The following is a 10,861-nucleotide window of genomic DNA, read 5'->3' as shown; positions in this document are numbered from 1 at the left end:
CGAGGCCGATCGTCGACTGCCGGACGGTCCAGTCGTACAGCACCGTGCCGAATCCCACGTGGGCGACGAGCGCCGCGAACAGGGCGGCGGCGGCCGTGAGCACCAGGTCCACGTCCCTCACCTCGCCGGACGCCGCCCGCAGCCCCATGACCACGGCCGTGCCGGCGCCGCCGAGGAGGAGCGCCAGGCCGATGGCGCAGGCGATCACGGCCAGGACCGGTCCGATCGGGGCCATCCGCTCGGCTCCGGTGCTGCTCTCCTCGGGCATGGCGGCACCGTAGCCCGCACCGGCCCCGGGCAACAGGCTTGCCGCCGGGGGCCGTTGGCGGTGCTGGAGACCGCCCGTCGGACGGGCGCCGATCGCGCAGCCGTCCGACGGGCGGAAGCAGGGAGGCGCGGGGCCCGGGTCAGGCGCCCGACTCCTCGTAGCGGTGGGCGAGTTCGGTCGCGCCGGATTCCGTCAGGCTGCCGTGCAGGCGCATGCGGGCGACGCCGCCGTCCGGGAAGGCGTCGAGGCGGACATGGGTGACGATCGCCCGGGCGCGGAGCGGGAAGCGGTGCAGGGTGTCGGGCTGGAGCCGGGTGCGGGGGATGATCTCGAACCATTCGCCGGTCTCGCCGTTGCGGCCCTGGAGGGCGATCCAGCCGGCCGAGTTGCCCTTGAGGTAGGCCGTGTCGATCTCGATCGCGCGGACCGCGCCCTGGGCGGGCAGGCGGAAGCGGACCCAGTCGTTCGTGTCGCGGACCCGGCGGCGGCGGTTCTCCCAGCCGTCGTCCATCTTGCGGGAGGTGCCGGGCAGGATGATCTGGGTCGGCGAGGAGTAGAAGCGGTCGGAGGCGTCCTCGTAACTGCCGCCGTTCAGGACCGAGATCAGGTCGAACGTGCCGAGCGTGGCGAGCCAGGACGGGTCGGGGAGGACCTCCCCGTGGACGCGGAGGCGGGCGATGCCGCCGTCGGGGTGCTGGCACAGGCGTACGTGGGTGTAGCGGCGGCCGCCGGTGATCTCGAAGCCGTTGGCGGCGTGGCCGCGCACAGGGGTCGGCGGGACGATCTCCTCCCACTTCACGTCGTCGGCGAGGAGTTCGGCGGGGCTGGGCGAGCCCTCGACCGAGGTGGCCTGGACCGAGACGCGCTGCGGGTAGTTGCCGCGGAAGTGGGCCGTGTCGACGACGATGCCGCGGATGATGCCGGGCGCGCCGAGGCGGATCAGCGCCCAGTCGTGCTCGTCGGGGGCCGGGAACGGGTGCTCCGCGTCCGCGCCGCGCCGGCGGCGGGTCTCCCAGCCGTCCATGATCTTGCCCTTGTGGCCGAAGTGCTCGGGGTCGAAGACCGCGCGCTCCCGGAGCAGGAGGTTCTCGCGCTGGGCGAAGAACTCGTCGTTGGCGGCGATCACGCCCGCGCCGAGGCGGCGGTCGGCGAGGTCGACGAGTTCGGTGAAGGGGAGGTCGGTGGTCCGGTAGTCGGCGTACGGGTCACCACCGCTGTACGGGGCGGCGTCGTTGGCGTGGGGGTCCTCGTGGTGGTTCTCATTCTGGTCGAAGGTCATGCGCCTACTGTCACGGCGGATCACCCATCAGGTCCAGTGAAAGTTTTTGCACTGTTCATTCAGTCGAAGTGAATGATTCGGCGGTCGTGGTGAGCGCGGCGAGGACCCTGGCCACCGCGGGGCCCCGCTCGGCGCCCTGCCGTACCGCCGCCACTACATGACGGCGCGGCTGGTCGGCGTCGAGCGCCCGCATCACCACGCCGCCCCGGCTGCGGCGTTCCGCCGACGCCATGCGCGGGACCAGGGCCACGCCCATGCCCGCCTCGACCATGGCCAGGATCGCCGTCCAGCCGGAGGCGCTGTGCGCCTGCTCGGGCACGAACCCGGCGGCCTCGCAGGCGGCCGTCGTGATCTGCGACCAGGGCCCCGAGCCGCCGAAGATCCACGGCTCGCCGGAGAGGTCCGCCAGCCGGAGTGCGGGCGCGGCGGCGAGGCGGTGGTCCGCGGGCAGTGCCACGTCCAGGGGGTCCGCGAGCAGCGGCAGCACCGCGAACCGGGGATCGCGGGCCGTCGGGGCGTGCGCGGCGAGGGACAGCGCGAGGTCCACGTCACCGGCGGCCAGGAGCTCGTACGCCTGCGCCGCCTCCGCCTCCCGCACCCGCACGTCGGGCCCCGGGCGGTCCTCGGCGCGCAGCCGCTGGATCGCCGGTACGACGAGGGCGGACACCGCCGTGGAGAACGCCGCGATCCGCACCTCGCCGGCCTCGCCGCGCAGATAACCGGTCAGTTCGGCGTCGGCGCGCTCCAGTTGGGCGAAGACCGCCTCGGCGTGGCGCAGCACCAGGTGCGCGGCGTCGGTGAGCCTGACCCGCCTGCCCTGGGCCTCCAGGAGCGGTACGCCGAGCTGCCTGGACAGGCCGGCGAGCTGCTGCGAGACCCCGGAGGGGGTCATCAGCAGGGCCTGTGCGGTGGCGGTGACCGTGCCCCGGTCGCGCAGGGTGCGCAGGATGCGGAGCTTCTTGACGTCCCACTCGATCATGGCCGCAACCTACCCGGCACCCCGGGCGGGGGAGACCGGCCGCGGACATGCGTGTGCGCCGCGCGGTACTCGGGGAGTACCTGCGGCGCACTCGGGACGGGCGTGGAGCGTCAGGCCTGCTTCTTGGACTTGTCCAGGACCATGACCAGGCCCGTGATGACCAGGAACAGGACGATGGGTGCCACGACGTAGAGGCCGATGGTCTCCATCGCGCTCAGGCCGGGCCCCGGGTCGTCACCGTCGTCGCGGGTGAGCGCGAGCGCGGGGGACGACATGAGCAGCATCATCAGCGTCGTTCCGGCCGCGACGGCGCCGGCGCGCATAGCGTTCTTCTTGTCCACGGTGCAAACGTAGCGAACGCCCGCGAGGGGCGCGCGCCCGGGGGTGCCGTACGGGGTTCGGGGCGGGATCCCGGGCGGAGTTCGGGTGGCGTCGCTGCCCTGGTCGCGGGACTCGCCGCGGCCTCGATCGCGGGCCGGGTCACCGGCCGGACTCCGGGTGGTCCCCCTGGGGTTCGAAGACTTCCATCAGCCGGTGCAGGCGGGGCGCGGCGGCCAGTTCCTCCAGGGTGACCGGGTGGCCCTCCGCGTCGGCGACGGGCAGGCGCCAGTTGGGGTACTGGTCCCAGGTGCCGGGGAGGTTCTGCGGGCGGCGGTCCCCCAGGGCGTCGGGCAGCCAGACGCCGGTCATGCGGGCGGGGGTGCGCAGCAGGAAGCGGTGCACGGCGCGTACGGCGCCTTCCTCATCGCCCTCGCCCTCGGGGAGCAGGCCGAGCCTGGAGAGGTACCCCAGCCATTCGGTGGTGTCCGCCGCGTCCGCCGTCACCTCCTGGTCGAGTGGGCGGGTGAGCAGGCCGAGGCGGTGGCGCAGCGTCACATGGTCGCCGCTCAGCCGGGCCGCGGTGGACGGCAGGTCGTGGGTGGTGACCGTCGCCAGGCAGTCCTCGCGCCACTGCTCGGGGGCCAGTGGGCGGCCGGTGCCCGCCCAGTCCCGTTCGAACCAGAGGACGGAGGTGCCGAGCACCCCGCGCCGGGCCAGCTCCTCGCGCACCCCGGGCTCGACGGTGCCGAGGTCCTCCCCCATGACGACCGCGCCGGCCCGGTGCGCCTCCAGGACGAGGACGGCGAGCATCGCCTCGGCGTCGTGGCCGACGTAGGTGCCCTCGGTGGGCGGGCGCCCCTCGGGCACCCACCAGAGCCGGAACAGGCCCATGACGTGGTCGATGCGCAGGGCGCCCGCGTGGGCGAGGAGCCCGCGCAGCAGTCCGCGGTACGGGGCGTAGCCGGACGCGGCGAGGACGTCCGGGCGCCAGGGCGGCAGGCCCCAGTCCTGGCCGCGGGCGTTGAAGGCGTCCGGGGGCGCGCCCACGGACATGCCGTGCGCGAAGGCGTCCTGCTGGGCCCAGGCGTCGGCGCCGCCGGGGTGCACGCCGACGGCGAGGTCGTGGACGATGCCGACGGACATGCCCGCGTCGAGGGCGGCGCGCTGGGCGTCGGCGAGCTGACCGTCGGTCAGCCAGGCGAGCCGGCAGTGGAGGTCGACCCGGTCCAGCAGCTCGCCGCGGGCGCGGGCGGTCTCCGTGGAGCGGGGGTCGCGCAGCCCGTCGGGCCAGGTGTGCCAGTCGGGACCGTGCACCTCGGCGAGGGCGCACCACAGGGCGTGGTCCTCCAGGGCCTGCCCCTGCTCGGCCAGGAAGTCGCAGTACGCGGCGCGGCGGCCCGGGGTGAGGGGCACGTTCCGTACGAGTTCGAGAGCCTGGCGCTTGAGCTCCCAGACGGCGTCACGGTCGATCAGTGCGCCCTTGTTCAGGACGGTGTCGCTGAGCGTCGCGGCGTCCTGCCGCAGGTCGTCGAGGGTGGCCCGGTCCGTCACGTGTCCGTACTCGGGGATGGACTCGATGTGCAGATGCACGGGGTCGGGGAAGCGCCGCGAGGAGGGGCGGTACGGGGACGGGTCGGAGGGGCGGCCGGGCACCGCGGCGTGGAGCGGGTTGACCTGGACGAATCCGGCGCCCAGCATCCGCCCGGACCAGGCGGCGAGGTCGGCGAGGTCACCGAGGTCGCCCATGCCCCAGGAACGGGCGGAGAGCAGGGAGTAGAGCTGGACGAGGAAGCCGTGGCTGCGGCCGGCCGGCCCGGGCGCCCGGGGCGGGGCGACGACGAGCGTGCCGGACCCGGTCCGGCCGCCGGGTGCCCGTACGGCCAGCCGGTGCACCCCGAGCGGCGGCTCGGTCCACCAGGCGGGGGCCGCGGGCGCGTGCGCACCGGCGCCCGCCGCCGCGCCCGTACCGCCGGCGCCCCGGCCGCCCCCCGGGTCCGTACGCGCGTCGGCGGCGCCCCACGCCGAAACGGCCGGATCCGGTCGGTCGGCCGGAATGCGCATCCGCGGGGGCGGGCCCGAGCCGGGGTCTTCGAGGCCGATGTCCAGAGTGGTGCCGGGCGGCAGGGCGGTCAGGGCCGCGGGCAGCGGCTCGCCGGTCCACACCACCAGCGTCGGCGGGAGCAGCCGGGAGCGGGCCGCGGACTCGGCGGCGGCGAGCGACTCCCGTACCGCCTCGGGTGTGGCGGCGTCCACGCCCAGCGCGGCGAGCACGGCAATGACCGTGTCGTCGGGGACGGACACCGTCACATCGGCGGACGGGGAGTAGGAGGTGGCGACACCGTGCAGTGCGGCGAGCCGGGACAAGCCCATTCAGACTCCTGGGGACTCCGTGCCCCATGCGCCGCCGGACGTGGCCGGCTCGCTGGTCAGCGGGGCGTTTACGGCGAGCGGGGGTTCGCTGGTCAGAGGTGTGGCGTCGGCGAGCGGCGGCTCGCTGGTGAGGGGTATCGCGTCGGCGAGCGGCGGCTCGCTCGTCAGCGGGCCGGTGCGGGGCGCCGGAACCAGGAGCGCGTCGGGGCCGGGAGCCGGGGACGCGCCGGCCGGCGGGGCGGTGGCACCCGGCGCCTGTCCGGAGAGGGCGGAGAGCAGAAGCTGTGCGGCAGCGGGCATGGCGGCCTCCTGGCCGTGGGGATACAGGACACAGCAGACCTACCCGGCGGGCTCGACCACAGACGTAGGCGTCATCACAACGAGTCCAACGTGCCCTGGGTCACATTCCGTTCCCCCCGGGCCGGTTCCCCGCAAGTTGTCCGCTCCTTTCGGCCATCCGGCGTCATCTTTGGCGTCCGCCGCCGCGCCCGATCAACGCCCGCCCCATCTGCGACTTCGGGCATTTCCGGCACACCACCCACGCGCATTGACACCCTCGCGCGCGGGTGGTGGGCTCGGAGCCCACCGGCGGCAACGAGGGAGACGAGCTATGCGGCTCAGGCGCGGAAAGCAGGCAGCGGCCATCGCGGTCGCCGTGCTCGGCGGACTGCTCTCCACAGGAGCTCCGGCCGCCGTCGCGGCCCCTTCGGCACCCGGCTCCCTCGCCGTCACCACCCCCGACCGCACGGACGACGCCGGGCTGCCCGCCGTATGGCCCCGTCCGCAGTCCATCGAGGCCGCCGGGCAGTCCGTACCGCTCTCCGCCGAGGCCACCCTCGTCGCCGACGCGCACGCCGATCCGTACGCGGTCGACGCGCTCCGGCGCGTACTGCGGGACGCGGGCGTGCGCACCGTCCACGAGGGCCTGCCCGGCCGCGGCCCGGTCCTCAGGCTCGGCGGCGACGGCGCCCGCGACGCGCTGCGCACCCTGCGCGCCCCGGAGCGCGGCGATCTGCCCACCGGGGGCTACCGGATCGCGGTGGGCCGGGTCGCCGGCCGGGACACCGTCGCCGTGGACGGTGTCGGCGAGGACGGCCTCTTCCACGGCGTGCAGACGCTGCGGCAGCTGATCCGGGACGGAGCTGTCGCCGGAGTCACCGTCAGGGACTGGCCGGGCACCGCCGTGCGCGGGATGACCGAGGGCTTCTACGGGCAGCCGTGGAGCCGCGAGGAGCGGCTGGCCCAGATCGGCTTCATGGGGCGCACCAAGCAGAACAGGTATCTGTACGCGGCGGGCGACGACCCGTACCGGCAGGCCCGTTGGCGCGACCCCTACCCGGCCGGCCGGCGCGCCGACTTCCGGGCGCTGGCCGAGCGGGCCCGCGCCGAGCATGTGACGCTCGGCTGGGCCGTCGCCCCCGGCCAGGCGATGTGCATGTCGTCGGCCGGTGACGTGAAGGCGCTGACGAAGAAGCTCGACGCGATGTGGGCGCTGGGCGTGCGGGTCTTCCAGCTCCAGTTCCAGGACGTCAGCTACAGCGAATGGCACTGCGACAGCGACGCCGAGACCTTCGGCAGCGGCCCCCGGGCGGCGGCCAGGGCGCAGGCCCGGGTGGCCGGCGAGGTGGCGCGGCACCTCGCGGACCGGTATCCGGGTTCGCAGCCGCTGTCGGTGATGCCGACGGAGTTCTACCAGGACGGGTCCACCGACTACCGCAAGGCGCTCGCCGAGGAGCTGGACGACCGGGTCCAGATCGCCTGGACCGGGGTCGGGGTCGTGCCGAGGACCATCACCGGCGGGGAACTGGCCGGTGCCCGCGCCGCGTTCGGGCACCCGCTGGTCACGATGGACAACTACCCGGTCAACGACTACGCCCAGGACCGGATCTTCCTCGGCCCGTACACCGGCCGGGATCCCGCGGTGGCCACAGGTTCCGCGGCGCTGCTCGCCAATGCGATGGAGCAGCCCTCCGCGTCCCGCATCCCGCTGTTCACCGCCGCCGACTTCGCCTGGAACCCGAAGGGGTACCGGCCGCAGGAGTCCTGGCGGGCGGCGATAGACGATCTGGCGGGCGGTGACGCACGCACCAGGGAGGCGCTGCGCGCCCTGGCCGGGAACAGCGCGACGTCGGTGCTGGGCGGTGACGAGTCCGCGTATCTGCGGCCGCTGCTGGCCGCCTTCTGGAAGTCCCGCGCGGCGCACGACGTCACGGCCCGGGACGACGCGGCGCGCGCGCTGCGGGAGGCGTTCACCGTGATGCGGGAGGCCCCGCAGCGGCTGAAGGGCCTGGCGGACGGGCGTCTGGACGACGAAGTGCGTCCGTGGACCGAGCAGTTGTCGCGGTACGGCCGGGCGGGCGAGCTGGCCGTGGATCTGCTCCAGGCCCAGTCTCGCGGCGACGGCGACGCCGCCTGGCAGGCGTCGCTGGCCCTGGAGCCGGTACGCAAGGCGGCGAAGGCGGACGGCGCGACGGTCGGCAAGGGGGTCCTGGGCCCGTTCCTGGACCGGGTGCGCCGGGAGGCGGACGCCTGGACGGGCGCGGACCGCGACGCCGGTACGGTCACGAAGGCCGCGGGCAGCTACACGGTCCGGCTTAACCGGTCGCGTCCGGTGGAGGCCGTGACGGCGATGACCCTGCCCGGCGGCGGCACGGTGGCCGGCGCGGCGCTGGAGGCGCATGTGCCCGGCGAGGGCTGGCGCCGCCTGGGCGCGCTGTCGGAGACCGGCTGGACCCAGACGGCGGGCAAGGGGCTGCGGGCCGACGCGATCCGGATCAGCTGGCCCACGGGCGGCCCGTCGATGCCCCCGGTCATCGCGGGCCCGGTGGCTCCGATGGCCCCCGGGGGCAGCGCCGCCGGAAACACCTCGGCGCCTGCTCCCCGGGTGCACGCGCTGGTGCCCTGGTTCGGCGACGAGCCCGCGGCCCGGCTCGATCTCGCGAGCGGCGAGACGGACGCCGAGATCGGCGGCGGGCCGCAGCGGGTCGACGCGCGCCTGGCCGCCCGGCGCCCCACCGAGGTACGCGGCGCACTCACCGCGAAGGCGCCCAAGGGCATCAAGGTGGACATCCCGAAGCAGACGAGGGTGCCGCGAGGTTCGCGTACCGAGGTCCCGGTCGAGATCACGGTCCCGGCGGGCACCCCGGCCGGGGAGTACGAGGTGCCGCTGAGCTTCGGCGACGAGCGCAGCACGCTCACCGTCCGGGCGTTCCCGCGCACCGCGGGCCCCGATCTGCTGCGTACCGCCACCGCGTCCTCGTCCGGCGACGAGACCGCGGACTTCCCGGCGTCGGCCGCCGCCGACGGCGATCCGGAGACCCGCTGGTCCTCACCGGTGGAGGACAACGCCTGGTGGCAGGCGGAGCTGCCGCGGTCCGCCCGGATCGGCCGGGTGGTGCTGAACTGGCAGGACGCGTACGCCACCCGCTACCGGCTCCAGGTCTCCTCGGACGGCCGCAGCTGGCGCACGGCGGCGACCGTCCGGGACGGCAGGGGCGGGCGCGAGTCGGTCCGGATGGACGCGAAGGACGCCCGCTACCTCAGGGTCCAGGGCGACGCCCGGGGCAGCGAGTTCGGCTACTCGCTCTGGTCGGTGGAGGCGTACGCCGTCGCCGGGACGGAGTAACGATCCGGGCCCCTGCCGCCCCGGGGACGACGAAGGCCCGGATCTCTCAGGCAGAAATGCCGTCGATCCGGGCCATGGCGTCGTCCGCGCCGAACGGTTGCAAGTACGGCAACCAGCGCGGGTCGCGATGTCCCGTGCCGATGATCCGCCAGGCCAGGCCCGTGGGCGGGGCGGGTTGCTGGTGCAGCCGCCAGCCGAGCTCCGGCAGGTGCCGGTCCGCCTTGACGTGGTTGCAGCGGCGGCAGGCAGCCACCACGTTGTCCCAGACGTGCTGTCCGCCGCGACTGCGCGGAATCACGTGGTCGACACTGGTCGCGGCGGCGCCGCAGTACATGCAGCGCCCCCCGTCCCGGGCGAACAGCGCCCTGCGGGTCAGCGGTACGGGCCCCCGGTAGGGGACGCGTACGAACCGCTTCAGGCGGACGACGCTGGGGGCCGGGACGGCCCGGGTGGCACTGTGCATGAAGGCGCCGGACTCCTCTAGGCAGATGGCCTTGTTTTCGAGGACGAGGACGAGCGCGCGGCGAAGCGGTACGACGCCGAGTGGCTCGTACGACGCGTTGAGAACCAGGACATGCGGCACGGTGGATGCCTCCTTGTACGCCGGCGGCGCGTGGCTCGCGCCGGGACGATCCGATCTCAGTCTCTACTCCTGCCTGGTCGGAGCGCCACCACGTGCGGGTAACGGGCCGGGAGGATTTTTCTCCCGGCCAACCGCGGTGCGTGCCGCTGCCGTGCGCCGGAAGCGGGCGTTCCGGCGCCGCTGTCCGGGCGGCCGCACCCGATGTGCGATCGGCCACAGACGGCCTCGGCGGCCGCTCGCCGCACCCGCTTCCCGACCTCGGTATCCCCTCGTGAGACGTGTCTCTCCCCCCGGTCACGGCAACGGAGCACTCACGATGCCCCGTTAGTGTGGTCGGGCCGTCGTCGCCCAGCTGGAGGTCCCACCGTGTCCCTGTCCGCCCTGTTGGCCGCAGCCCCGTCACCCGAGCCCGGCAGCTCGTTGGACGAAGCCGCCAAGCAGGCCGGCGACGCCGCGGGCTGGGTGGAGGAGAACTGGTCCACCTGGCTGAACACCGGTCTGCGCATCATCCTCATCGCGGCGATCGCGATCGTGTTGCGGATAGCGATCCGGCGTGCTCTGACCAAGCTCATAGAACGGATGAACCGCAGCGCCCAGGCGGTGGAGGGCACCGCGCTCGGCGGGCTGCTGGTCAACGCGGAACGCCGCCGCCAGCGCTCGGAGGCGATCGGTTCGGTACTCCGCTCGGTCGCGTCGTTCCTGATCCTCGGTACGGCCGCCCTGATGATCCTGGGCGCCTTCCAGATCAACCTGGCCCCGCTGCTGGCCTCCGCCGGTGTGGCCGGTGTGGCGCTCGGTTTCGGTGCGCGCAACCTGGTCACCGACTTCCTCTCCGGTGTCTTCATGATCCTGGAGGACCAGTACGGCGTGGGCGACACCGTCGACGCGGGCGTCGCCTCCGGCGAGGTCATAGAGGTCGGCCTGCGGGTCACGAAGCTGCGTGGCGACAACGGTGAGATCTGGTACGTCCGCAACGGCGAGGTGAAGCGGATCGGCAACCTCAGCCAGGGCTGGTCCACGGCCGGCGTCGATGTGACGGTGCGCCCCACCGAGGACCTGGGCAAGGTCCGTACGGTGATCACCGAGGCCGCCGCGGCCATGGCCAAGGAAGACCCCTGGAACGAGCGCCTGTGGGGCCCGGTGGAGATCCTGGGCCTGGACTCCGTGCTCCTGGACTCGATGACGGTCCGGCTGAGCGCCAAGACGATGCCGGGCAAGGCGCTGGGCGTGGAGCGCGAGCTGCGCTGGCGGATCAAGCAGGCCTTCGACGAGGCGGGCATCCGTATCGTCGGCGGCGTCCCGGCCCAGGCGGACGAGCCCTCCGCGGCCGACCCGGCGGCCTCCGTGGCCGCCCCCTCGGCCTATGCCTCGACCACCTCGCCCCAGTCACTGGCCACGGCTCCGATCACGCCGCCGAACATCTCGAAGTAGTCCGC

Annotated in this window: 8 protein-coding genes; 2 read left to right on the top strand and 6 right to left on the bottom strand. The window is 74.3% G+C overall.

The features are described 5' to 3' along the window. Positions 1-407: 407 nt before the first annotated feature. From alc to ACFVH0_RS17390, 5 genes are all read right to left on the bottom strand, one after another. Positions 408-1,547, bottom strand: coding sequence for an allantoicase (alc, locus tag ACFVH0_RS17410; protein ID WP_385821024.1), 1,140 nt, complete (start codon positions 1,545-1,547; stop codon positions 408-410). A 55-nt stretch (positions 1,548-1,602) separates the two neighbouring features. Then, the gene (locus ACFVH0_RS17405) at positions 1,603-2,526 is read right to left on the bottom strand and encodes a LysR family transcriptional regulator (RefSeq protein ID WP_385821022.1); all 924 of its coding nucleotides are present in this window, start codon (positions 2,524-2,526) and stop codon (positions 1,603-1,605) included. A 110-nt stretch (positions 2,527-2,636) separates the two neighbouring features. Next, positions 2,637-2,867, bottom strand: a complete 231-nt coding sequence (locus ACFVH0_RS17400; protein WP_124717671.1) for a hypothetical protein — start codon at positions 2,865-2,867, stop codon at positions 2,637-2,639. Positions 2,868-3,006: 139 nt separating this feature from the next. Beyond that, a complete protein-coding gene (malQ, locus tag ACFVH0_RS17395) occupies positions 3,007-5,217 on the bottom strand; it encodes a 4-alpha-glucanotransferase (RefSeq protein ID WP_385821020.1) in 2,211 nt (736 codons plus the stop codon). Next, positions 5,218-5,517 (bottom strand): hypothetical protein, encoded by a 300-nt coding sequence (locus tag ACFVH0_RS17390; protein ID WP_385821018.1) that lies wholly within the window; start codon positions 5,515-5,517, stop codon positions 5,218-5,220. It abuts the gene before it with no gap. Between the two features lie 310 nt (positions 5,518-5,827). On the opposite strand from ACFVH0_RS17390, the gene ACFVH0_RS17385 reads away from it, so the two are divergent. Continuing rightward, positions 5,828-8,842, top strand: coding sequence for a beta-N-acetylglucosaminidase domain-containing protein (locus tag ACFVH0_RS17385; RefSeq protein ID WP_385821016.1), 3,015 nt, complete (start codon positions 5,828-5,830; stop codon positions 8,840-8,842). Between the two features lie 46 nt (positions 8,843-8,888). On the opposite strand, the gene ACFVH0_RS17380 is transcribed toward ACFVH0_RS17385, so the two are convergent. Further along, entirely contained in the window at positions 8,889-9,425 is a 537-nt protein-coding gene (locus ACFVH0_RS17380; protein ID WP_350995451.1) for an HNH endonuclease, read from the bottom strand. 366 nt (positions 9,426-9,791) lie between these two features. On the opposite strand from ACFVH0_RS17380, the gene ACFVH0_RS17375 reads away from it, so the two are divergent. Beyond that, positions 9,792-10,856: a mechanosensitive ion channel family protein gene (locus ACFVH0_RS17375; RefSeq protein ID WP_385821014.1), complete on the top strand. Its 1,065-nt coding sequence runs from the start codon at positions 9,792-9,794 to the stop codon at positions 10,854-10,856. The last annotated feature ends 5 nt before the right edge of the window (positions 10,857-10,861 follow it).

This window comes from Streptomyces sp. NPDC127117, from assembly GCF_042677325.1.
In the GTDB taxonomy this organism is placed as follows: Bacteria; Actinomycetota; Actinomycetes; order Streptomycetales; family Streptomycetaceae; genus Streptomyces.
This window is presented reverse-complemented; position numbering and strand designations above follow the sequence as displayed.